This window comes from Streptomyces sp. NPDC059906 (assembly GCF_042730645.1).
Taxonomy (GTDB): Bacteria; Actinomycetota; Actinomycetes; order Streptomycetales; family Streptomycetaceae; genus Streptomyces; species Streptomyces rubrogriseus.
In genome coordinates this window covers 48,565-69,621 of record NZ_JBHWKU010000014.1, presented here as the reverse complement: position 1 = coordinate 69,621, position 21,057 = coordinate 48,565, and the positions used below count along the sequence as shown (strand labels likewise).

The window sequence follows — 21,057 nt, the reverse complement described above, 5'->3', positions numbered from 1 at the left end:
CCCAGGCTGAAGCCCGACGCACTGCGAATGAATCCTGGTAGCTGTGCGGACTCACGAAGTCCCGGCGCCGCTGGCGCCCGACGGTGACCTCGTGGGTCTCGGACACAGCGTCGGTGACGTCCACCGTGGAGGCGGTGCGCGCCACGGTGCGGCCGTCGGCGTCCTTGACCGTCGACCGGATCTCGACCTCGCGCGCGGTGCCCGAGGCGTTCACCACCTGCGTCGCCACCCGGAGGACGGCACTGTCCTCGCTCACCGTGGGCGTGGTGACGTGGGTGCCCCAGCGCCGTACGTGCACCGGCTCGGTGACGACCAGTCGGGCCTCGCGGTAGATGCCGCTGCCGGAGTACCAGCGGCTGCTCGGCAGTTGGTTGCGCACCCGCACCGCGAGGACGTTCTCGGTGCGGCCGTCGGTGTGCACCAGGTCGGTGAGGTCGAGGGCGAAGCCGGTGTAGCCGTAGGGGTGGTGGCCGGCCTCCCGGCCGTTGCAGTGGACGCGGGAGTCCATGTAGACGCCGTCGAACTCGACCGAGATCCGCTTCCCGGCGAGGGCGGGCGGCAGCGTGAAGGCGAGGCGGTACCAGCCGAGACCGCCCGGCAGGAAGCCGGTGCCGCTGGTGGTGCCGTGCTCGGTGGTGGGCGTCTGCTCGATGCTCCAGTCGTGTGGGACGGCGACCTCGCGCCACCCCGAGTCGTCGTGGGCGGGATCGGCGGCGTCCGTGTCGTCCTCGGCCGCCCCGTCGGGGTCGATCAGCCAAAAACGCCAGCCGTCCCGCAGGGCGAGGGTGCTGCGGCCCGCCGAGCCGCCGGTCGCGTCCGCGGCCCACGCCGGCGGGGCGGCGAGCGCCATCCCGGCCGCGGGCGTGGCGGCGGAGGCGATCAGAACCGATCTGCGCGTGACCGTCATGACGGATCTCCCTCATCAGAAGTCATCGAGGCTCATCAGAACTCAGAAGTACTCACAAGCGATCGTGAACAAACAGATTCTGACGTCGAGCCATACGTGCCCGTCAAGGCCACGGAAAGCACTTTCTACCCTGCGCCGCCCCGACCGGACCGGTGACCCGCGGGGCGGCCGGCACCGTGTGCCCGGTGAGTACGGGTCCGCACGGCGCCCTGACCCACTAGGCTGGAAACAAGGTGACGCGCTGATCACCGTGAGTGTGCGCAATGGAGTGGCGACGATGAGTCCGGTCAACCCGTTCGACGATGCCGCCACGGCCCGCGCCGTCGTCGACGGCTCCGGCACCTTGCGGGAGTGGAACGAGGGCGCCCGCCTCCTGCTCGGCCACCCGGCCGCCGAGGTGGTGGGGCGCCCCGCCGCCGACCTGCTCGCCGACGACCACGACGGCACACCGCCGGGACACGACGACGAACAGTGGAGCGGCACCCTGGCCCTGCGCCACCGCGACGGGCACACCGTGTCGGTGTGGGTGCTCGCGCACCGCAGACCGGCGGCGGACGGCGCCCCGCCCACGTGGCTCGCGGCCACCCCCCTGCGATCCGGTCCGGAACCGGAGGACGACCCGCTGGTCAGAGCGGCCCTCACCCAGTCCCCCTGCGCCATGATGATCTTCGACGAGCGGCTCCTGCTGCGCGGGGTCAACGACGCCATGGCGCGGCTGCTGGGGCTCCCGGCCGACCGCGTGCGCGGGCTGCGGGCCACCGACTTCAGCAACCGGCCGCAGAACGCGGAGCTGGAACGGCAGATGCGGCGCGTGCTGGCCACCGGCCGCCGGCACGACATGCAGACCCGGCTCAGGGCCGTCGGCGAGAGCCGCGCCCACGCGTGGAACGCCCGTGTCGCGCCACTCACCGACGCCGGCGGCCGGGTGCTCGGCGTGTGCGTCAGCGCCCACGACTTCACGGAGCAGCACCGCGCCCGGGAGCGGCTGCAACTGGTCAACGAGGCCAGCGTGCGCATCGGCACCACCCTCGACGTCACCCGTACGGCCGAGGAGCTGGCGGACGTGTGCGTCCCCCCGCTGGCCGACTTCGTCAGCGTCGACCTGCTGGACCCGCACGAGCACGGCGGTGAGCCCGCCACCCTGGTCGCACCGCCGGTCGGTCTGCGCCGCACCGCGCACCGGTCGATCACCGAGGACCCCTCGCAGGCGGTGGCCGAGATTGGGCGGCTGGACGTCTATCCGGCCGGCTCCCCCCAGGCCGAGTGCCTGCTCTCGGGGCAGGTGATCGTGGCCTCCGAGGCCTACGGCGACCTGGAACGCTGGCTCCAGTGGGACCCGGCCCGCTTGCGGCGGGTGAAGGAGTACGGCATCCACTCCACGATGTCGGTGCCGCTCCAGGCCCGCGGCACCACCCTCGGCGTCGCGGTCTTCACCCGGTTCCGGCGTCCCGACCCGTTCACGCACGACGACGTGCTGCTGGCCGAGGAGGTCAGCGCCCGTGCCGCCGTCTGCATCGACAACGCCCGCCGCTACTCCCGCGAGCGCGAGGCCACGCTCACCCTGCAGCGCAGTCTGCTCCCCCGGTGGCTGCCGCCCACCGCCGCGGTGCAGGCGGCCTCCCGCTACCTTCCCGCGGCCCGCTCCGGCGTCGGCGGCGACTGGTTCGACGTCATCCCCCTGTCCGGGATGCGGGTCGCCATGGTCGTCGGGGACGTCGTCGGCCACGGCATCCCGGCCTCGGCCACGATGGGCCGGCTGCGCACCGCCGTCCGCACCCTCGCCGACATCGACCTGACGCCCGAGGAGTTGCTCACCCACCTGGACGACCTGGTCGTCCGGCTGTCCGAGGAGTCCGGCGACGACCGGGCCGGCGAGGTCGGCGCGACGTGTCTGTACGTGGTGTACGACCCGGTGTCGCGGCACTGCTCCATGGCGCGGGCCGGGCACCCGGCGCCCGTCCTGGTCCCGCCGTACGGTCCGCCGGAGCAGGTCGAGCTGCCCTCCGGGCCACCGCTGGGCGTGGGCGGACTGCCCTTCGAGTCGGCCGAGCTGGAGCTGCGCGAGGGCAGCGTGCTGGCGCTGTACACCGACGGACTGGTCGAGAGCCGGGACCGGGACACCGACGCCGGCCAGGCACTGCTGCGCGAGGCGCTGGCCGCCCCCGCCGACTCCCTGGACACCGCCTGCGACCGGGTGCTGCACCGCCTCCTCCCCTCGGGCAGCGCCGCCGACGACGTGGCCCTGCTGCTGGCCCGGACCCGGGGACTGCCCGCCGGGCAGGTCGCCACCTGGGACATCCCCGCCGACCCCGCGCTGGTCGCCCCGGTGCGCAAGCAGGTCCTCGACCAGCTCTCCGACTGGAACCTGCTGGAGGCGACCTTCACCGCCGAGCTGGTCGTGAGCGAGCTGGTCACCAACGCCATCCGGTACGGCTCCCCGCCGATCCGGCTCCGGCTGATCCACGACACGGCCACCCTGATCTGCGAGGTCTCCGACACCAGCCACACCGCGCCGCACCTGCGCCGGGCCAGGACCTGGGACGAGGGCGGGCGCGGTCTCCTCCTGGTGGCCCAGCTCACCCAGCGCTGGGGCAGCCGGCACACGACCGAGGGCAAGACGATCTGGGCGGAGCTGGGGCTGCTCGACGACGAGGCGTGAGCCCCGCGCACCGATGCGGAGTGCGCCCCCTCGTTTCCCGGGCCGTACCGCGGGACACTCGCAGTACGGGGGCGCGCGGTGCCGGTCGTGCCGGGGCCGCGGGCGAGTCCGACGGGAGTGTGGAGAAACGATGGCGAACACGTCCCAGCCGCTGCGCCGGACGGCCCTGCTCGCGAGCGGGGTCGCGCTGCTCGGCCTGTTGACCGCATGCGGCACCGAGAGCGCCACGTCGAGCGGGACCCCGCGGCCCAGCGAGGCCGCCCGCACGGTCGGCGCGGACCCGGGCAGCGGCACCCCGACGTCCGGCGACACCGCACCGTCGGTCGGCGCCGCACCCACCGACACCGCGGGCTCGGCCTCCGCCTCGGCCCGCACCGACGGCCGCTGCCACACCGCCGAACTGCGGGCCACCGTCGGCCGCGTGGACCCGGGGGCCGGTCAGCGCAACTTCCCCGTCGTGCTGACCAACACCTCCGACCGCACCTGCACGGTGTACGGCTATCCGGGCGCCGCCTTCGTGGACGCGTCCGGCAAGCAGCTGGGTCCGGATCCCGAGCGCGCGCCGGGCTCCCCCGGGACGATCACGCTGACGCCGGGCAAGAGCGCGTGGGCCGGGCTGTCGTTCTCCAGTCCGCAGATCAGCGGCGCGCGCACGGCCACCCCGGCCGCGCTGCTCGTCACCCCGCCGGACGAGCGGGAGCCGCTCAAGGTGACGTGGACGGCCGGCGAGGTCCCGGTCGGCGGCAACGAGTCGTCGGTGTCCGTCAGCGCCCTGGACGCGGGCACCGGCCCCTGAGGCACCGCACCGGTGCCCGGCGGTGCCGGTCCCCCGCTCAGTGACCGGCGATCGGGTGCGGCGCGTAGGGCCGCTCCAGCTCCTCGATCTCCTTCTCGCCCAGCGTGAGTTCGACCGCCGCCACGGCGTCCTCGAGGTGGCCCGGCCGGGAGGCGCCGACGATCGGCGCGGTCACCGTGTCCTGGTGCAGCAGCCAGGCCAGGGCGACCCGGGCGCGCGGGACGCCACGCTCGCCGGCGATGCGGGTGACGGCCTCCACCACGGCGCGGTCGCCCTCCTGGTACAGGGTGCTGCCGAAGTCGTCGGTGGCGCTGCGCCCGGTGGCTGTGTCCCAGTCGCGGGTGAGGCGGCCGCGGGCGAGCGGACTCCAGGGCAGCACGCCGACGCCCTGGTCCGCGCAGAGGGGCAGCATCTCGCGCTCCTCCTCGCGGTAGACGAGGTTGTAGTGGTTCTGCATGGACACGAACCTCGTCCAGCCGTGCCGCTCGGCGGTGTACTGCATCTTGGAGAACTGCCAGGCGTACATCGAACTGGCCCCGATGTAGCGGACCTTGCCCGCCTTCACCAGGTCGTGCAGCGCCTCCATCGTCTCCTCGACCGGGGTGTGCGGGTCGAAGCGGTGGATCTGGTAGAGGTCGACGTAGTCGGTGCCCAGGCGCCGCAGGCTGTGGTCGATCTCGGTCATGACCGCCTTGCGGGAGAGTCCGGCGCCGTTCGGCCCGGGCCGCATCCGGCCGTTCACCTTGGTCGCGAGCACGATGTCGTCGCGGCGGGCGAAGTCGGCCAGCGCCTTGCCGACGATCTCCTCGCTGGTGCCGTCGGAGTACACGTTGGCGGTGTCGAAGAAGGTGACGCCGGCCTCCAGCGCCTGCCGGATCAGCGGACGCGAGGCCGCCTCGTCGAGGGTCCACTCGTGCGTGCCGCGGCCGGGCACGCCGTAGGTCATGCAGCCCAGGCAGATCCGCGACACGTCCAGACCCGTCGAACCGAGCTTCACGTACTGCATCGTTGCTGCTCCTGTCGTCGCCGATCATCGCTACCAGGGCGAGCGTACGTCTTCGCGCGGGCCCGGGCCCCGGCCGGGTCAGCGCCCTTGGATCAGGTCCAGGGCCTGTTCCCAGCCGAACTCCGGACGGCCGCCGCCCTGCGCGGCGTCCCCGGCGTCACCGGTGTTCCCGGCGTGCGGGTCGCCGAAGCGCACCCCCATCCCGCGCAGCCGGGCCAGGCTCTCCCGGTAGGCGGGGTGGGAGGCCAGCGCCTCGCCCACGCACGGCAGGACGGCGACAGGGACCCCGAGGCCGCTCGCCTCGCACAGGGTGGCCACGGCGAGGGTGTCGGCCAGGCCCGCGGCCCACTTGTTGATCGTGTTGAAGGTGGCCGGAGCGACCACGACGGCGTCGGGCGCCGGAAAGGGCCGCGGATCGCCGGGAGTCCGCCAGGCCGAGCGGATCGGGCGGCCGGTCCGTGCCTCGACGGCGTCCGTGTCGAAGAAGCCGCCCATGGCGACCGGTGTCGCTATGACCCCGACCTCCCAGCCGCGTCCCCGCGCCGCGTCGATCAGCCCGACCACGCCTTCGGCCACGCCCGCGGCGCAGACGACGACGTAGAGGAAGGGTCGGGCGGCCTTGCCGCTTCCAGCCTGTTCGCTCACCCCCGAACCCTACTGGGCGGGCCTGGGGCCGAAGATGCGCCGATCGCCCTCCTCGATGGGCACGTCGTTGATGCTCGCCTCGCGCCGGGTCATCAGGCCGTGCTCGTCGAACTCCCACAGCTCGTTGCCGTAGGAGCGCCACCACTGGCCGTCCGCGTCCTGGGACTCGTACCGGAAGCGGACGGCGATGCGGTTGCCGTCGAAGGCCCACAGGTCCTTGCGCAGCGCGTACCGCCGCTCGCGCTCCCACTTGGCGGTCAGGAACTCGACGATGGCGGCGCGGCCGGTGAGGAAGGCGTCGCGGTTGCGCCAGACCGAGTCCTCGGAGTAGGCGAGGGCGACCTGGTGCGGGTCGCGGGTGTTCCAGGCGTCCTCGGCGGCCCGCACCTTGCGTTCGGCGCTCTCCCAGGTGAACGGCGGCAGGGGCGGCCGGTCGGTCGTCGTCATGGCTGAACCTCCAGGGGCAGCAGCGGAGAACGAGCGTTCTCCACTGGACTGCTACCGTAGGAGAACGTACGTTCTCCGGTCAAGGAAGAGGTCCCCATGGACAGCGAGATCGCCCGGGAGCGGGCGCTGGACGCGGCGGAGGAACTCTTCTACGCGCGGGGCGTGCGGGCGGTGGGCATGGACGAGGTCCGCGGTGCCTCCGGCGTGTCGCTCAAACGCCTCTACCAGCTCTTCCCGGCCAAGGAACAGCTCGTCGTGGCCTGCCTGGACCGGCGCGACGTGCGCTGGCGCGGGCGGCTGGCCGAGTACGCCGGCCGGCACGAGGAGCCCGGCGCGCGGGTCCTGGCCGTGTTCGACTGGCTCGGCGGGTGGTTCGCGGAGCCCGGTTTCCGCGGCTGCGCCTGGATCAACGCCTACGGCGAACTCGGCCCCGCCTCACCCGCCGTGGCGGAGCGGGTGCGGGCGCACAAGGCGGCGTTCCGCGCCTTCCTCGACACTCTGGCGGCCGGCGCGGGGCTGCCCGCCGCGCTGGGCGGGCAGCTGTTCCTGCTGGCGGAGGGCGCCATGGTGACGGCGGGCGTGACGGGCGATGCCGAGCCCGCGCGTCAGGCACGGGAGGCGGCACGGGTGCTGCTGGGCGCGGCCGGGGTCAGCCGACCCGCTCCGAGACGGTGATCGCCCGGACGGGGCAGGCGCGGGCCGCCTCCCGGACCAGCGCGCTGCCGCCGCCGTCCTCCTGGCCGGGTACGAGCGTGCTGTAGCCGTCGTCGTCCTGGGTGAAGACGCCGGGGGCGGTCAGGGCGCACTGGCCCGCGCCGATGCAGGTGTCCTTGTCGATGCCGATACGCATGCCGGAAGCCTCCTACCAGGCCACGGGGAGTTCCAGCATCCCCTGGATCGTGTCGCCGGGTTTGAAGGGGATCTCGTCCGCCGGTGCGGCCAGGCGCAGCGTGGGCAGCCGGTCGAAGAGGCTCTGCAGGGCGATCTCCAGTTCGGCGCGGGCCAGGTTCTGACCGAGGCACTGGTGGATGCCGAACCCGAAGGCGACGTGGTGGCGGGCGGGGCGGTGCCAGTCGAGGGCGTCCGGTTCGGGGTAGACGCTCTCGTCGCGGTTGATGACGGAGGTGGAGAAGACGACGCCGTCGCCGGCCCGGATGGTCTGCCCGTCCACGTCGATGTCCTCGGTGGCCATCCGCAGCAGCCCGTCGGCGATCGACAGGACGCGCATCAGCTCCTCCACGGCACCGGGCAGCAGCGCGGGATCCGCACGCAGTTCGGCCAGCCGCCCGGGGTTGGTCAGCAGGGTGTAGGTGCCCAGCGAGATCATGTTGGCGGTGGTCTCGTGTCCCGCGACCAGCAGGATCACCGCGAAGGCGACCAGCTGTTCACGGTCGGTCACGCCCTCGCTCGCCTGTCGCCGGACCAGGTCGTCCAGCAGGCCCTCGCCGGGCTCCCGCCGCTTGCGGTCGACCAACTCCCCCAGGTACGCCTCCAGTCGGTCACGGGCGTCCCTGGCGTCGGCGGGCAGGGGGCCGCGCAGCAGCCGGCGGGACTGCTCCTCGAAGAACTCGTGGTCGGCGTAGGGGACGCCGAGCAGCGCGCAGATCACCATCGAGGGCACGGGCAGCGCGAAGGCCGTCACCAGGTCGGCGGGCGGGCCCTGCGCGATCATCGCGTCGAGCCGTTCGCCGACGATCCGCCGGATGCCCGGGCGCAGTGCGGCGGCGCGTTTCAGGGTGAACTCCGGGAGCACCATCCTGCGCTGGACGCGGTGCTCGGGGTCGTCCACGCCGAGCAGGGCGGTCCGGCGCTCGCGTACGGCGGCCAGGCGCGCCGACGTGGCGGGGAAGCCGTCGCGGGTGCGGTCGGTCGACAGGCGCCGGTCGGCCAGCAGCCGGCGCGCGGCGGCGTGCCCGGTCACCAGCCAGGCCGGGCGGCCGTCGAAGAGCGTGATCCGGGCCAGTGGGCGGGCGGCGCGCAGCGGGTCGTAGGCGGCGGGCGGGTGGTAGGGACAGGTCCGGTCCTGCGGGAAGGCGACGGGGGGTGCCGGGTGAATGTTCGGCGTGTCGGTGTTCGTCGTGTCGGTGTCCGTCATGGAAGACCTCGCAGACGAGGAGTGCGTCGGATCGATCTTCATTAGATGCCTGGGGCACCTATGCGGCGACGGCAAGTTCGGCCAGATCGGTGGCGGAGGCAGACTGGCCGGGGAACAACGCTCCAGAGGTGGTAGGACCCTCCCGTGCCGGTCTCCGCCGCGACGCGCGTGGCGTGATCGCGGCCTCCCGCGGCCCCGATCGCGCCCCGTGACTGGCCGAGCGGCACGGGTTTCGGGGGCGGGATGCGGTAAGGACGGGAACGCGCCGGTCCGCCGGCCTCACATCACGACGAACACGGACGGATGCACATGCCTCTTGACGGCGAGTACGAACCCAGCCCGACGCAGTGGGTGCGCGAACAGGTCGAGCGGTACGAGAGCTCGGGCGGCACCGAGGGCACGACGCTGATGGACACCGGTCTGCCCGTGATCGTGCTGACCACCCGGGGTTCGCACAGCGGCAAGCTGCGCAAGGCGCCGCTGATGCGCGTCGAGCACGAAGGCCGCTATGCCGTGGTCGCCTCCCTGGGCGGGGCGCCCAAGCACCCCGTCTGGTACTTCAACGTGAAGGCCGATCCCCGGGTCGAGCTCCAGGACGGTCCGGTGAAGCAGGACATGACGGCGCGTGAGGTCACCGGCGCGGAGAAGGCCCAGTGGTGGGAGCGCGCGGTCGCGGCGTATCCGTCGTACGCCGACTACCAGAAGAAGACGGAGCGGGAGATCCCCGTCTTCGTGCTGGAGCCGTCCCACGCGGGCTGAACCGGGCGGGCGGGAGCTTCCCGGGCCGGCGTGCATGGGCCGGGCGGTTTCGGGCACACGCCGTTCAGGCCCCGCCGCGTTCCCCCGTCGCGGCGGGGCTTTCCGCCGCCTCCCGCGCGGGCCGGTCCGTGACGTCGAGGAAGACCTGGTCCGCCTCGCGGACGGTGCGCGCAATCGACCTCTTGATGCGCACGGCGACCTCCTCCACCCGCTCGCTGTCCAGGCCCGGCACGAGATCGACGCGGGCCGCCACCAGGGTCGAGTCCAGGCCGGTCTTCATGGTGAACAGCGCCTCGACACTGTCGATCTCCGGCTGGGCGCGCAGCAGTGCCCGGATCCGGCCGCTGGCCTCCGGGTCGGCGGCCTCGCCGATCAGCTGGTCGCGGGCCTCGCGGCCCAGCCGGTAGGCCACGTAGACGAGCAGCGCGCCGATGGCGAGCGAGGCGCAGGCCTCCCACACCACCTGCCCGGTGACCATGTGCAGCGCCATGCCGGTCATGGCGAGGCAGACACCGAGCACCGCGGTGCCGTCCTCGGCGACGACCGTGCGCAGCGCCGGGTCCCGCATCCCCTCGGCGAGCCCGCCCTGGCCCCGCACCTGGTGCAGGGCCCGCAGCAGGGAGCCGCCCTCCGCGAGCAGGGCGAGGCCCAGCACGATCAGTCCGGCCACGTAGCCGCCGAGTTCCTCGTCCGCGCCGGTACGCAGGGCCTCGACGCCTTGGAAGAAGGAGAAGCAGCCGCCCATGACGAAGATGCCGACGGCCGCGAGGAGCGACCAGAAGAACCGTTCCTTGCCATAGCCGAAGGGGTGCCGCCGGTCGGCGGGACGGCGGCTGCGGCGCAGTGCGGCGAGGAGGAAGATCTCGTTCATGCTGTCCGCGACCGAGTGTGCCGCCTCCGACAGCAGTGCGGGCGAACCGGCGACGAATCCGCCGACCGCCTTGGCGGCGGCGATCACCAGGTTGGCCGCCAGGGCCACGAGTACGGTGACGCGTGTCCTGCGGTCGGCCTTCCGGCCCGGCTTCTCTTCCCCACCTGTCCCACTCACGAAGCCCCGACTGCCCCGGCCGGCGCGGATCACACCCCGCCTTGCGGGTGGCCGCCAGTGCCGACCGGCGAAATCGGGGAACGCCTCTACAAGGGACCGGTTCGAGGGCGCGGGGCCGGTCGAGGACACGGACGCACGAACCCACGGACTCGGACGGCGGGAAGGAAGGCAGGGCCATGAGCGGTGACGACGGGACGCCCGGGAACAGCGGCTACGGGAAGAAGGCGTTCAAACGGTCCCGGAGCCACTTCGCGGACCGGATCACGGCGGACGGCCGGGACGGCTGGCCCGTGGAGGCCGGCCGCTACCGCCTGGTGGTGAGCCGGGCCTGTCCGTGGGCGAGCCGGGCCCTGGTCTCACGGCGGCTGCTCGGTCTGGAGGACGCCCTGTCCCTGGCGGTCGCCGACCCGGTCCAGGACGACCGCAGCTGGCGGTTCACGCTCGACCCGGACGGCCGGGACCCGGTCCTCGGCATCCGCTACCTCAGCGAGGCCTACGACCGGCGGGAGACCGGCTACCCGGGCGGGGTGAGCGTGCCCGCGGTCGTGGACGTGCCCAGCGGGGCGCTCGTCACCAACGACTACCAGCAGATCACCCTCGATCTCGCGACCGAGTGGACCGCGCTGCACCGGCCGGGCGCGCCCGACCTGTACCCGCGGGCCCTGCGCGACGAGATCGACGAGGTGATGGCGGGCGTCTACGAGGACGTCAACAACGGTGTGTACCGGGCGGGCTTCGCCACCGGCCAGGAGGAGTACGAGGCAGCGTGCGCCGGTGTGTTCCGGCGGCTGGAGCAGTTGACGCCCCGGCTGGAACGGCGGCGCTACCTGGTCGGGGACACGATCACGGAGGCGGACATCCGGCTGTTCACCACGCTGGTCCGCTTCGACGCCGTCTACCACGGCCACTTCAAGTGCAACCGCTGGAAGCTGACGGAGAACCCGGTGCTGTGGGCGTACGTCCGGGATCTGTTCCAGACGCCCGGGTTCGGGGACACCGTCGACTTCGACCACATCAAGCGCCACTACTACCAGGTGCACACCGGCATCAACCCGACCGGCATCGTGCCCCTGGGCCCGGACCTGGCCGGCTGGCTCGCGCCCCACCACCGGCAGGAGCTGGGCGGGCGGCCGTTCGGCGAGGGCACCCCGCCGGGGCCGGCCAGGGCCGAGGAGGAGGTGCCGGCGCGGGGCAGGCCCTGAACCGTCATCCGTACGACCATTCAGCGCACACCGGACAAGGAGATTCCCATGGCGAAGACGGCGAAGAAAAAGAAGAAGAAGCTCCCCCTCGCCTACAAGCCCGTCGGGTTCGCGCTCGGCTGGCTGGGCGGCACGCTGGCCGGGATGACCTTCCAGAAGACCTGGAAGGTCATCCGGCACGAGGACGACGCGCCCGACGCCCTCGACCCGGACCGCGGCTGGGGCGAGATCCTGCTGGCCGCCGCGATCCAGGGCGCCATCTTCGCCGCGGTGCGCAGCGCCGTGGACCGTACGGGCGCCAAGGCCATCGAACGCTCGACCGGTTCCTGGCCGGTCCCCGCGAAGGGCCGGGACTGACCCGCGCCGCCCGGCGGCCCCTAGCCTTGCTTGGGTGCCGTCGGTGCGAGGGCCCGGCGGAGGGTGAAGGAGTGGCCGGCCGGGTCGGAGAAGCCGCGCTCCTCGTGCGGGCCGGCCGGGTCCTTCGCCTCCACCGGACGTCCGCCGAGCCCCACGATCGCGCGCTCCGCCTCGTCCAGGTCCGCCACCACGAACTCCAGGTGGGCCTGGAGGGAGTTCTCCGGACGCGGCCAGCTCGGCGGGGTGGCGTTCACGTCCCGCCGGAAGGCCATGCGGAAACCGCGGAGGCCCTCGATCTCGATCCGGTTGGCGCTCACGTCGCTCTCCTCGGCGCCCAGCAGGCCCTTGTAGAACTCGGCGAGCCGCTCGGGTTCGGCGCAGTCGAGCACCACGACGCCCGCGTTGACCAGTGCCATGTCTCCTCCGAAGGATTCCGGGCGCGGGGCGTCGTGCCCCCTGCCCTGTACCTTGCGGATATCCCGGCCGGGCGGAAACAGTCGGCGGGCGGCCACCGGCCGGTACGGTCGCGGACCGTGCCGCCCGTCCCCCTCACCCCTCACCCCTCCCCTCCCGAGTTGCGAGGTCTCGATGAACACCATGCGCGCCATCGGCCAGGACGTCCTCGGCGGTCCCGAGGTCCTGAAGGAGGTACGGCCCGAGCGCCCCGAGCCGCGCCCGAACGAGGTGCTGGTACGGGTGCGTGCCGCCGGGGTGAACCCGACCGACTGGAAGCACCGGGCGACCGGCGGCTTCCTCGGCGAACCGCCCTTCGTACTGGGCTGGGACGTGTCGGGCGTGGTGGAGTCGGTGGGGATCGGCGTCGCCGCGTTCCGGCCCGGTGACGAGGTCTTCGGCATGCTGTCCTACCCCTTCGGCCACGGTTCCCACGCCGAGTACGTCACCGCCCCGGCGCGCACCTTCGCGCCCAAGCCGTCCGGGATCGACCACGTCCAGGCGGGCGCCCTGCCCCTGGTCTCGCTGACGGCGTGGCAGGCCCTGGTGGAGCGCGCGCAGGTGCGGCCGGGGCAGCGGGTGCTGGTCCACGCGGCGGCCGGCGGTGTGGGCCATGTGGCGGTGCAGATCGCCAAGGCACGGGGCGCCCATGTGATCGGCACGGCCAGCGCCGGCAAGCACGAGTTCCTGCGCTCCCTCGGGGCGGACGAGACCGTGGACTACCGGGAGACGGATTTCGCCGAGGCCGTGAAGGACGTCGACGTGGTCCTGGACACGATCGGCGGCGACACGTCACTGCGGTCCCTCAGGGTGCTGCGGCCGGGCGGGGTGGTGGTCTCGATCCTGCCGGTCGGGTCGGACGAGTTCTACGAGGAGGCCGACCGGCTGGGCGTACGGGCGGTGCGGATGCTGGTGGACGCCGACCGGGCCGGCATGGAGGAGGTCGCCCGCCTGGTCGAGTCGGGGAAGTTGCGGGCCACGATCGCGGGGACGTTCCCGCTGGCGGAGGCGGCGCGGGCGCACGCGCAGGGCGAGACCGGACGCACGACGGGCAAGCTCGTCCTCGTAGTCGACTGACCGCATGAGATTTCGCTGACATATGTCAATCGAACATGCTCAAACTCGCTCGATCGGGGTAACTTTCCGAGCGGACTGGGTAGTTGAGCCCCCGGAAGCAGGCCGGAAAGGCCGCGACAGGCTGGAGGCAAGGTTCGTGCGGCAGGAATCCGCGTCGCCCACCCGGCACCTACGGGTGCGCCACCACCGGGGACACACGGTGCTGGAGTTCCGGGGCGAGATCGACATCGCCTCGGCGGCGGAGATCGCCCCCTACCTGGACCGGGAGACTGGCCGTCCCGGCGCCCGGGTCGTCCTGGACCTCGGCGGCATCGAGTTCTTCGACTGCTCCGGTCTGCGCCTGCTGTACCGGGCCCGCAGCCAGGTGCTCGACGGGGGCGGGCAGGTGCGCCTGGTGTGCACCCACGTGCTGACCCTGCGCATGCTGCGGATCACCGGCCTGGCGCGGCTGCTGCCGCCGTGGCCGACCCTGGACGAGGCCCTCGGCGTCAGCCGGCCGGCCGGGCGTCGAACAGGGCGCTGACCGACTCGCCGTTGTGGATGCGGCGCACCGCCTCGGCGAGCGCCGGGGCGATGGACAGGATCCGCAGCTTGTCCGTGTGGTCGTCCGCCGGCACCGGCACGGTGTTGGTGCACACGATCTCCAGCACGTCCGGCTGCTCGCTGAGGCGGCCCAGCGCACCGGCCGCGAACAGCCCGTGCGTACAGGCGAGGCGGATGCTGCGCGGGCCCGACTCCCGGAGCCGGTCGAGGAGTTCCACAACCGTGCTGCCCTTGGCGATCTCGTCGTCGAGCACGATGACGTCCCGCCCCGCGACGTCCCCGATCACCGAGCTGATGCTGACCCGGTCGTCGGCGTACCGCTGCTTCGCCCCGGCCGCCACCTGGGCGCCGAGCATCCGGGCGAACGCCGCGGCCTCCTTGGCGTTGCCCAGGTCCGGCGAGACGACGGTTGCGCGGGAGAGGTCGTACTGCCGGAAGTGCGCGGCCAGTTCCCGCAGCGCGTGCAGGTGGTCGACCGGGACGGAGAAGAAGCCGTGCACCTGGGGCGAGTGCAGGGTCATGGCGAGGACCCGGCTCGCCCCCGCCGCCACCAGCAGGTCGGCGACCAGGCGCCCGCCCAGCGAGATGCGCGGGGCGTCCTTCTTGTCGGAGCGGGCGTAGGAGTAGTGCGGCATGACCACCGTGATGCGGCCGGCCGACGCCCCGCGGGCCGCGTCGCACATCATCAGCAGCTCGACGAGGTGCTCCTGGACCGGTGCGACCAGCGGCTGGACGAGGAACACGTCCCGCTCGCGGCAGTTGGCCATCAACTGCACTTCCAGGCAGTCGTTGGCGAACCGGCTGACCCGGGTGGGGCTGAGCGGCACGCCCAGCTGCGCGCAGACCTCCTCGGCCAGGTCGGGGTGGGCACTACCGCTGAACACGGCGATGTCTCGCACGGACCGCTCCTCGCGTGATCCTGTCCGGCCGGGATCCCCAGCTTACGGAAATCCTGTTGCGCCGCGCCCGGGGCCCCGCGCCATGATGGCGCCGTCCGTACTCCCTCCGCCCTCCTCACGTCAGGATCCCCCGCATGCGCCGACTCCTCGGATTCCCCCAGCGCCCCTTCCGGCCCACGGCTCCCGAGGACTCCTCCACGCATGCGCACCCTGAACATCGGCATTCTGGCCCACGTCGACGCGGGTAAGACCAGCCTCACCGAACGGCTCCTGTTCGACCACGGCGCCGTCGACCGGCTCGGCAGCGTCGACGCCGGCGACACCCGTACGGACGACGGCGGCATCGAGCGCCGCCGCGGCATCACCATCCGCTCCGCCGTCGCCGCCTTCACCGTCGGCGACACGCGCGTCAACCTGATCGACACCCCGGGACACTCCGACTTCGTCGCGGAGGTCGAGCGGGCCCTGGAGGTGCTCGACGGCGCGGTGCTGCTGCTGTCCGCCGTCGAGGGCGTCCAGGCGCGGACCCGCGTCCTGATGCGCGCGCTGCGGCGGCTGCGGCTGCCCACGCTCGTGTTCGTCAACAAGATCGACCGGGCCGGCGCGCGCACCGACGGCCTGCTCGGTGACGTCCGGCGCCTGCTGACGCCGCACGTCGCGCCGCTGACCGAGGTGACGGACGCCGGTACCCCGCGCGCCCGGGTCACCCGCCGCCCGCCGGACGGGCGGACCGCGGAGGCGCTCGCCGAGGTCGACACGGAGATCCTGGCCGCGCTGGTCGACGGCCCCGAGCCGACCGGGCAGGACGTGGCCCGCGCCCTGGCCGCGCGTACCGCCGACGGCTCGTTCCACCCGCTGTACCACGGCTCGGCGCTCGGCGGACAGGGCGTCGCGGAGCTGGTCGAGGGTCTGCTCTGCCTGCTCCCGGCCACCACGCCGGGCACGTCCGGCGGCTCGTCCGACGGCACGGAACCGCGCGGCACGGTCTTCGCCGTGCGCCCCGGACCCGCCGGCGAGCGCACCGCGTACCTCAGGCTGTACGGCGGCGAGGTGCACCCGCGCCGGCGGCTCACCTTCCTGCGGCGCGAGTCCGACGGGCGGACCACCGAGGTCTCCGGCCGGGTGACCCGCCTCGACGTCGTCGGCGGCGACGCCACGCTCACCGCCGGGAACATCGCCGCGCTCACCGTCCCCGGGGGCCTGCGCGTCGGCGACCGGCTCGGCGGACCGACCGACCGTGCACCGCAGTTCGCGCCACCGACCCTGCAGACGCTGGTCCGGGCCCGGCACCCGGAGCAGGCGGCGCCGCTGCGCTCCGCCCTGCTGGCGCTGGCCGACCAGGATCCGCTGCTGCACGCCCGTCCGGCGGCGTCCGGCGCCACCGCCCTGCTCCTGTACGGCGAGGTCCAGATGGAGGTGCTCGCGGCGACACTGGCCGAGGACTTCGGGATCGAGGCGGAGTTCACGCCGGGCCGCGTCCGGTTCCTGGAGCGTCCGGCGGGCACCGGTGAGGCCGCGGAGGAGATGCCGTGGCTCGACCGCACCCGGTACTTCGCGACGATCGGGCTGCGCGTCGAACCGGGTCCGCGCGGCTCCGGCGGGGCCTTCGGGTACGAGACGGAGCTGGGCGCGCTCCCCCGGGCCTTCCACCAGGCCGTCGAGGAGACCGTCCACGCCACGCTGCGGACCGGACTCACCGGGGCGGCGGTCACCGACTACCGGGTCACCCTGGTCCGCTCCGGCTTCAACTCGGTGCTCAGCACGGCCGCCGACTTCCGCGGGCTGACACCCTTCGTGCTGCGCCGTGCCCTCGCCCGGGCGGGGACCGTGCTCCACGAGCCGTACCAGGCCTTCGAGGCGGAGGTCCCGGCGGACACGCTGGCCGCCGTGACGGCCCTGCTGGCCTCGCTGGGCGCGGACTTCAGCGGAACGACGGGGGGCGACCCGGCCTGGATCGTCAGCGGCGAGCTGCCGGCCAGGCGGGTGCGGGAGGCCGAGCTGGGGCTGCCGGGACTGACGCGCGGGGAGGCGGTCTGGTCCTCCCGCCCCTGCGAGGACCGCCCGCTGAAGCCCGGAAACTCTGGGCCTGGCAAGGGAGTTGGGGGGCATTCGGGTGAGTAGGAAGGAGGGCCGTCGCCATGACGACTCCCGTCAGGAAGCCCGCGAGTCCCGCCGAGACGCCCGCGCGGCGCATGCCCGGCTGGGCGAAGGCGCTGACCGCGCTGGTGCTGGTGCTCGTCGTGCTGTTCGCGGGGCTGCGCCTGAGTGTCGTACCGGGGCTGAAGGACCTGTTCGGCTCCGAGACCCGGGACCGTTCGGGTCCCGCGCTGCTGAAGTCCGTCCAGGACATCAGCCGTTACGACGCCGCATCCGGCAACTTCCAGGTCGTCGTGGACCTGGAGAAGGACACCAAGTTCCTGCCCGACGCGATCCGCGGCACCCGCACCCTGTACGTCGGCGCCGGCACCGTCGACGCCTTCGTCGACCTCGGTGAGGTGGACGAGGAGGACGTGACGGTCGACGACGCGCGGACCTCGGCCACGCTCCGGCTGCCGCACGCCGCACTGGGCGAACCGGCGCTCGACCCCGAGCGCTCCTACGCGGTCTCCAAGCAGCGCGGGCTGCTCGACCGGCTCGGCGACCTGTTCTCGGACAACCCGAACGGCGAGCAGGCCGTGCAGAAGCTCGCCGCCCGGCACATCGGCGACGCGGCGAAGGACAGCGAGCTGAAGGCGCGGGCCGAGAGCAACACCACCGCCATGCTCCGGGGGCTGCTGACCTCCCTCGGCTTCGAGGAGGTGCGGGTGACGTACGGGGCCTAGGCCGGGCCGGCCGCGGGTGCCGCCCGGCTCACCCGGACAGCACGCCGGGGAGGGCCGGCGCCCCCAGCAGGGCGGTGCCGGCCAGCAGCCACGCCACGTAGTCGCCGACGTGCCCGGACCGCAGCCGCCGCAGCGCCAGCACCCGGTCGGGTACGGCGAGCAGCCCGGGGCGGCCGACGGCGACGGCGGCCGGCGCCACGGCCGGCACGGTCGACAGGAGCCCCAGACCGACGCACAGGGGCGTCCAGTGCACGGAGGTGTGGACCAGACCGGCCGAGGTGGCCTCGCTCATGGCGCGGGCCACCGCGTTGCCGAACCCGGGGACCGCACCGGCCGCGAGGGCCCCGGCCAGCAGGAGGGCGGGAACGGCCGTCATGGTGTCGGGCACCCGGCCCAGCGGCCGGCGGGTCTCCGGCTCCTCCCCCGCGCCGGTCCTCTCGTACGCGTCGGCACCGCCCCCTGTGCCGGCGTCCTCGGGTGTGGGTCCCAGGCCCCAGAACACCCGGGCCGCGACCCGCAGTACGGCGGCCGCGGTGACCGCGCTCGCCAGGACGCAGAGCACGGTGAGCGGGCCACCCACCGCCTCCTCGGTGACGGACTTGCCGAGCCCCGTGCCGAACGGCGGCAGTCCCACGAGGCCCAGCGCGTCGCCCTCGGGCGTGAGGGTGCCGACCCCCAGCAGGAACAGACCGGTGTGCGCGCCCACGGCCAGTTCCAGGGGGTCGACGGTGCTGACGAGGACCAGCCAGAGCGCGGTGAGCGGGGCCCGCCACGCGGCCACCTCGGCCGCGGCGAGGAGTGTCCTACGGCTCTGCACAAGCACACCTTTTGTCACTGTTGTTCCGGCTTCGCCGTCATCCAAGCACCGTGCGGGCGACGGCCGACGGCGGCGCGCGGCGGCTCCCCCGGCCGGAGTGCCCCGGCCGGGGGAGGGAGAACCGGACAGCTGTGTGCGGGGGCGCGCGGTTCGCCGGGCATCCTCGGCGGTTCGGCGGGTAACCGCGCTACCACGCGGGGAAGTTGACGACTGGAGGACCGACATGGCTCGCGCCGTCTCACGACCACGTTCGCGGTCGCATCCCCGCGCCGGCAGGCCGCGGGACGGCGACCGTCCCGAACGGCACACACTCGCCCTGCCGTTGCGGCTGCTGGCGACGGCGTGCGCGTTCGTCTTCATGGTGGCGTTCGCGGTGGTGCTGGCGCGGCTGACGCTGCACCCCTCCCCCGCGTCCGAGGCCCTCACGCACACCAACCTGCACCCCGGACGCTCGCTGAAGGCCTATCTGGACCAGCCCGCCCTGCGCGACGCGGTCAAGCAGATCGGCGGGAACATCCTGCTCGGCGTGCCGTTCGGCGTCCTGGTCCCGGTGGTCGCCCCGCGCACCCGCGGGGTGCTGCGCGTGCTGGTGCTGACGGCCCTCGTGATGCTGCTCGTGGAGTCCGCGCAGGGCTTCCTGGTCACCGGGCGGGCCTTCGACGTCGACGACGTCATCCTCAACACCGGCGGGGCGCTGATCGGTTACCTGCTCCTCGGCCGGCGCATGAGCCGCACGGTGCACGCGCGCGGGGGGCGCACCTGAGACCGGGCCATCCGGTCCGTACCAAGGTATTGACCGACCCTTATCTCACTACTTGAATAAAGAGGCGTCATCCCCAACCCCCCACCTCGGTCGGCGCCTTCGCGCGAGGCGTCGTACGGAAGGGAGAGCCGTGGCCCGCCCACGCCTGCTCCGCAGATGCCTCCTCGCCGCCGCCCTGTCCGCCGGGCTGGCCGCGTCCCTCGTGACCGGCCCCGCCCAGGCGGACCCGGAAACCTCCCGGGCCTCCCGGGCCGCCGGGTCCGCCGGGTCCGCCTCGTCCTCCGCGGCGGCCGCCGTGGCCTTCTCCGACACCTTCGACGGCCCGGCCGGCGCGGCCGTCGACTCCTCGAAGTGGCAGATCGAGACCGGCGACAACGTCAACAACCACGAACGGCAGTACTACACCTCCGGCAACAGGAACGCGGCCCTGGACGGCCAGGGCCACCTGGTCGTCACCGCCCGCAAGGAGAACCCGGCCAACTACCAGTGCTGGTACGGCACCTGCCAGTACACCTCCGCCCGGCTCAACACCTCGGGGAAGTTCACGGCGCAGTACGGTCACGTCGAGGCGCGGATGAAGGTGCCGCGCGGCCAGGGCATGTGGCCCGCGTTCTGGATGCTGGGCACCCCGGTGAACTGGCCGGACTCCGGCGAGATCGACATCATGGAGAACGTCGGCTTCGAGCCGTCCACCGTGCACGGCACCCTCCACGGCCCCGGCTACTCCGGCTCGGGCGGCATCGGCGCCGGATACACCCTGCCGGGCGGCCAGGCCTTCGCGGACGCCTTCCACACCTTCGCCGTCGACTGGGCGCCCGACTCCATCACCTGGTCGGTGGACGGCACCGTCTACCAGCGGCGCACCCCGGCCGACCTGGGCGGGAAGCAGTGGGTGTTCAACAGGCCGTACTTCCTGATCCTGAACCTCGCGGTCGGCGGCTACTGGCCCGGCGACCCGGACGGCTCCACGGTCTTCCCGCAGACCCTCGTCGTCGACCACGTGTCGGTGACGACGGGCGACTCTCCCACCGGCGGCGCGATCCGGGGCCTGGCCGGCAAGTGCGTGGACGTCGCCGCGGCGAACACCGCCAACGGCACGCCCGTACAGCTCTACGACTGCAACGGCACGGCGGCCCAGCGGTGGACGGTGGGCTCCGACGGCACGGTCCGGGCGCTGGGCAAGTGCCTGGACGTCAACGCCGGCGGCACGGCGGACGGCACGGTCGTCCAGCTGTGGGACTGCAACGGCAGCGCCGCCCAGCGCTGGGTCGTCACCGCCGCGCGCGACATCGTCAATCCCCAGGCCGACAAGTGCCTCGACGTCACCGGCAACAACTCGGCCAACGGCACCCGGCTGCAGATCTGGACCTGCACGGGCGGCGCCAACCAGAAGTGGACGGTCGGCTGAGGCACGGGACGGGGGCGGGAGGCGGCGCTCCGCCTAGCGCGGCTTCCAGGTGAACTTGTCCCCGCCCACCCAGCGGACCACGTCCGGGTCGTCCAGGTCGTGGACCGTGATGCCGAACGCGGCGGCGGCCTCCAGGACGTCGGTGACGGCCTTGGCCTCACCGACCACCTGGCCGTCGATCTCCACGATCCGGAACGGGGGCGGGCCCGCCTGCACCCCGAGCACGAGGATCCGCGGACTGCCGATGTGCGGGCTGTCGATCTCGGTCATGCCTAGAGGGTAGGCCGCAACCCGCGCGAGCGAGGACCGGGGCGGTCCGCGACGGGCCGACCCGCCCGGCTCGTGGTGCGGGTC

At 73.3% G+C, this 21,057-nt stretch carries 21 protein-coding genes and 2 pseudogenes; 12 read left to right on the top strand and 11 right to left on the bottom strand.

The annotated features are described in order from the left end of the window. Positions 1–37: 37 nt before the first annotated feature. A pseudogene (locus ACFV9J_RS21890) lies at positions 38–907 on the bottom strand (sugar-binding domain-containing protein); the annotation flags it as partial. A 277-nt stretch (positions 908–1,184) separates the two neighbouring features. Between ACFV9J_RS21890 and ACFV9J_RS21885 the strand changes: the two are divergent. Then, positions 1,185–3,566: a SpoIIE family protein phosphatase gene (locus ACFV9J_RS21885; protein WP_385356474.1), complete on the top strand. Its 2,382-nt coding sequence runs from the start codon at positions 1,185–1,187 to the stop codon at positions 3,564–3,566. 130 nt (positions 3,567–3,696) lie between these two features. Then, the gene (locus tag ACFV9J_RS21880; RefSeq protein WP_385356473.1) at positions 3,697–4,362 is read left to right on the top strand and encodes a DUF4232 domain-containing protein; all 666 of its coding nucleotides are present in this window, start codon (positions 3,697–3,699) and stop codon (positions 4,360–4,362) included. A 37-nt stretch (positions 4,363–4,399) separates the two neighbouring features. Here the strand turns inward: ACFV9J_RS21880 and ACFV9J_RS21875 are convergent, their stop codons facing one another. From ACFV9J_RS21875 to ACFV9J_RS21865, 3 genes are all read right to left on the bottom strand, one after another. Next, positions 4,400–5,368, bottom strand: a complete 969-nt coding sequence (locus ACFV9J_RS21875; protein ID WP_385356472.1) for an aldo/keto reductase — start codon at positions 5,366–5,368, stop codon at positions 4,400–4,402. 78 nt (positions 5,369–5,446) lie between these two features. Continuing rightward, positions 5,447–6,013 (bottom strand): flavoprotein, encoded by a 567-nt coding sequence (locus ACFV9J_RS21870; RefSeq protein WP_385356471.1) that lies wholly within the window; start codon positions 6,011–6,013, stop codon positions 5,447–5,449. Positions 6,014–6,022: 9 nt separating this feature from the next. After that, on the bottom strand, positions 6,023–6,460 hold the full coding sequence (locus tag ACFV9J_RS21865; protein ID WP_385356470.1) for a nuclear transport factor 2 family protein: 438 nt from the start codon (positions 6,458–6,460) through the stop codon (positions 6,023–6,025). A gap of 96 nt (positions 6,461–6,556) precedes the next feature. Here ACFV9J_RS21865 and ACFV9J_RS21860 point away from each other — a divergent pair, with 96 nt between their 5' ends. Continuing rightward, entirely contained in the window at positions 6,557–7,135 is a 579-nt protein-coding gene (locus tag ACFV9J_RS21860; RefSeq protein ID WP_385356468.1) for a TetR/AcrR family transcriptional regulator, read from the top strand. Here the strand turns inward: ACFV9J_RS21860 and ACFV9J_RS21855 are convergent. Both ACFV9J_RS21855 and ACFV9J_RS21850 read right to left on the bottom strand, forming a co-directional pair. Next, positions 7,110–7,310 carry a ferredoxin gene (locus tag ACFV9J_RS21855; protein WP_385356466.1) on the bottom strand — a complete coding sequence of 67 codons (201 nt, stop codon included), beginning with the start codon at positions 7,308–7,310 and terminating at the stop codon, positions 7,110–7,112. The two genes, ACFV9J_RS21860 and ACFV9J_RS21855, sit on opposite strands and share 26 nt — an antisense overlap. A 12-nt stretch (positions 7,311–7,322) precedes the next feature. Next, entirely contained in the window at positions 7,323–8,555 is a 1,233-nt protein-coding gene (locus ACFV9J_RS21850) for a cytochrome P450 (protein WP_385356465.1), read from the bottom strand. 309 nt (positions 8,556–8,864) lie between these two features. Here ACFV9J_RS21850 and ACFV9J_RS21845 point away from each other — a divergent pair, with 309 nt between their 5' ends. Further along, positions 8,865–9,314, top strand: coding sequence for a nitroreductase family deazaflavin-dependent oxidoreductase (locus tag ACFV9J_RS21845; protein WP_385356464.1), 450 nt, complete (start codon positions 8,865–8,867; stop codon positions 9,312–9,314). Between the two features lie 64 nt (positions 9,315–9,378). Here the strand turns inward: ACFV9J_RS21845 and ACFV9J_RS21840 are convergent, their stop codons facing one another. Then, positions 9,379–10,293 (bottom strand): cation diffusion facilitator family transporter, encoded by a 915-nt coding sequence (locus ACFV9J_RS21840; RefSeq protein WP_385356640.1) that lies wholly within the window; start codon positions 10,291–10,293, stop codon positions 9,379–9,381. 245 nt (positions 10,294–10,538) lie between these two features. Here ACFV9J_RS21840 and ACFV9J_RS21835 point away from each other — a divergent pair, with 245 nt between their 5' ends. Both ACFV9J_RS21835 and ACFV9J_RS21830 read left to right on the top strand, forming a co-directional pair. After that, complete coding sequence (locus ACFV9J_RS21835; RefSeq protein WP_385356463.1) at positions 10,539–11,564, top strand: glutathione S-transferase family protein; 1,026 nt, start codon at positions 10,539–10,541, stop codon at positions 11,562–11,564. Between the two features lie 48 nt (positions 11,565–11,612). Then, the gene (locus ACFV9J_RS21830) at positions 11,613–11,921 is read left to right on the top strand and encodes a DUF4235 domain-containing protein (protein WP_003978083.1); all 309 of its coding nucleotides are present in this window, start codon (positions 11,613–11,615) and stop codon (positions 11,919–11,921) included. A gap of 20 nt (positions 11,922–11,941) precedes the next feature. Here ACFV9J_RS21830 and ACFV9J_RS21825 read toward each other — a convergent pair whose 3' ends face one another. Beyond that, positions 11,942–12,337, bottom strand: a complete 396-nt coding sequence (locus ACFV9J_RS21825; RefSeq protein WP_385356462.1) for a VOC family protein — start codon at positions 12,335–12,337, stop codon at positions 11,942–11,944. Between the two features lie 172 nt (positions 12,338–12,509). On the opposite strand from ACFV9J_RS21825, the gene ACFV9J_RS21820 reads away from it, so the two are divergent. Beyond that, positions 12,510–13,451: an NADP-dependent oxidoreductase gene (locus ACFV9J_RS21820; protein ID WP_385356461.1), complete on the top strand. Its 942-nt coding sequence runs from the start codon at positions 12,510–12,512 to the stop codon at positions 13,449–13,451. A 136-nt stretch (positions 13,452–13,587) separates the two neighbouring features. Continuing rightward, on the top strand, positions 13,588–13,974 hold the full coding sequence (locus ACFV9J_RS21815) for an anti-sigma factor antagonist (protein WP_385356460.1): 387 nt from the start codon (positions 13,588–13,590) through the stop codon (positions 13,972–13,974). On the opposite strand, the gene ACFV9J_RS21810 is transcribed toward ACFV9J_RS21815, so the two are convergent. Then, a complete protein-coding gene (locus ACFV9J_RS21810; protein WP_385356459.1) occupies positions 13,940–14,893 on the bottom strand; it encodes a ribose-phosphate diphosphokinase in 954 nt (317 codons plus the stop codon). The genes ACFV9J_RS21815 and ACFV9J_RS21810 overlap by 35 nt on opposite strands. A 201-nt stretch (positions 14,894–15,094) precedes the next feature. Here ACFV9J_RS21810 and otr(A) point away from each other — a divergent pair, with 201 nt between their 5' ends. Together otr(A) and ACFV9J_RS21800 are read left to right on the top strand one after the other, a co-directional pair. Then, a complete protein-coding gene (gene otr(A) / locus ACFV9J_RS21805) occupies positions 15,095–17,014 on the top strand; it encodes a tetracycline resistance ribosomal protection protein Otr(A) (RefSeq protein WP_385356458.1) in 1,920 nt (639 codons plus the stop codon). A 17-nt stretch (positions 17,015–17,031) separates the two neighbouring features. Further along, positions 17,032–17,715: a DUF4230 domain-containing protein gene (locus ACFV9J_RS21800; protein ID WP_385356457.1), complete on the top strand. Its 684-nt coding sequence runs from the start codon at positions 17,032–17,034 to the stop codon at positions 17,713–17,715. A gap of 28 nt (positions 17,716–17,743) precedes the next feature. Here ACFV9J_RS21800 and ACFV9J_RS21795 read toward each other — a convergent pair. Beyond that, positions 17,744–18,415: pseudogene (locus ACFV9J_RS21795) on the bottom strand (NADH-quinone oxidoreductase subunit D); the annotation flags it as partial. A 340-nt stretch (positions 18,416–18,755) separates the two neighbouring features. Between ACFV9J_RS21795 and ACFV9J_RS21790 the strand changes: the two are divergent. After that, on the top strand, positions 18,756–19,295 hold the full coding sequence (locus tag ACFV9J_RS21790; protein ID WP_385356456.1) for a VanZ family protein: 540 nt from the start codon (positions 18,756–18,758) through the stop codon (positions 19,293–19,295). A 130-nt stretch (positions 19,296–19,425) separates the two neighbouring features. Then, a complete protein-coding gene (locus ACFV9J_RS21785; protein WP_385356455.1) occupies positions 19,426–20,703 on the top strand; it encodes a ricin-type beta-trefoil lectin domain protein in 1,278 nt (425 codons plus the stop codon). Between the two features lie 33 nt (positions 20,704–20,736). Here ACFV9J_RS21785 and ACFV9J_RS21780 read toward each other — a convergent pair whose 3' ends face one another. Next, positions 20,737–20,973, bottom strand: a complete 237-nt coding sequence (locus tag ACFV9J_RS21780) for a hypothetical protein (protein WP_109030702.1) — start codon at positions 20,971–20,973, stop codon at positions 20,737–20,739. Positions 20,974–21,057 lie beyond the last annotated feature (84 nt).

Excerpts from the sequence above, each read along its gene's own strand:
- ACFV9J_RS21845 (WP_385356464.1), top strand. The coding sequence starts at position 8,865 with ATGCCTCTTGACGGCGAGTACGAACCCAGCCCGACGCAGTGGGTGCGC.
- ACFV9J_RS21825 (WP_385356462.1), bottom strand. The coding sequence starts at position 12,337 with ATGGCACTGGTCAACGCGGGCGTCGTGGTGCTCGACTGCGCCGAACCC.
- ACFV9J_RS21820 (WP_385356461.1), top strand. The coding sequence starts at position 12,510 with ATGAACACCATGCGCGCCATCGGCCAGGACGTCCTCGGCGGTCCCGAG.
- ACFV9J_RS21830 (WP_003978083.1), top strand. The coding sequence starts at position 11,613 with ATGGCGAAGACGGCGAAGAAAAAGAAGAAGAAGCTCCCCCTCGCCTAC.
- ACFV9J_RS21855 (WP_385356466.1), bottom strand. The coding sequence starts at position 7,310 with ATGCGTATCGGCATCGACAAGGACACCTGCATCGGCGCGGGCCAGTGC.
- ACFV9J_RS21860 (WP_385356468.1), top strand. The coding sequence starts at position 6,557 with ATGGACAGCGAGATCGCCCGGGAGCGGGCGCTGGACGCGGCGGAGGAA.
- ACFV9J_RS21850 (WP_385356465.1), bottom strand. The coding sequence starts at position 8,555 with ATGACGGACACCGACACGACGAACACCGACACGCCGAACATTCACCCG.
- ACFV9J_RS21885 (WP_385356474.1), top strand. The coding sequence starts at position 1,185 with ATGAGTCCGGTCAACCCGTTCGACGATGCCGCCACGGCCCGCGCCGTC.
- ACFV9J_RS21800 (WP_385356457.1), top strand. The coding sequence starts at position 17,032 with ATGACGACTCCCGTCAGGAAGCCCGCGAGTCCCGCCGAGACGCCCGCG.
- ACFV9J_RS21790 (WP_385356456.1), top strand. The coding sequence starts at position 18,756 with ATGGCTCGCGCCGTCTCACGACCACGTTCGCGGTCGCATCCCCGCGCC.
- ACFV9J_RS21780 (WP_109030702.1), bottom strand. The coding sequence starts at position 20,973 with ATGACCGAGATCGACAGCCCGCACATCGGCAGTCCGCGGATCCTCGTG.
- ACFV9J_RS21865 (WP_385356470.1), bottom strand. The coding sequence starts at position 6,460 with ATGACGACGACCGACCGGCCGCCCCTGCCGCCGTTCACCTGGGAGAGC.
- ACFV9J_RS21835 (WP_385356463.1), top strand. The coding sequence starts at position 10,539 with ATGAGCGGTGACGACGGGACGCCCGGGAACAGCGGCTACGGGAAGAAG.
- ACFV9J_RS21875 (WP_385356472.1), bottom strand. The coding sequence starts at position 5,368 with ATGCAGTACGTGAAGCTCGGTTCGACGGGTCTGGACGTGTCGCGGATC.
- ACFV9J_RS21880 (WP_385356473.1), top strand. The coding sequence starts at position 3,697 with ATGGCGAACACGTCCCAGCCGCTGCGCCGGACGGCCCTGCTCGCGAGC.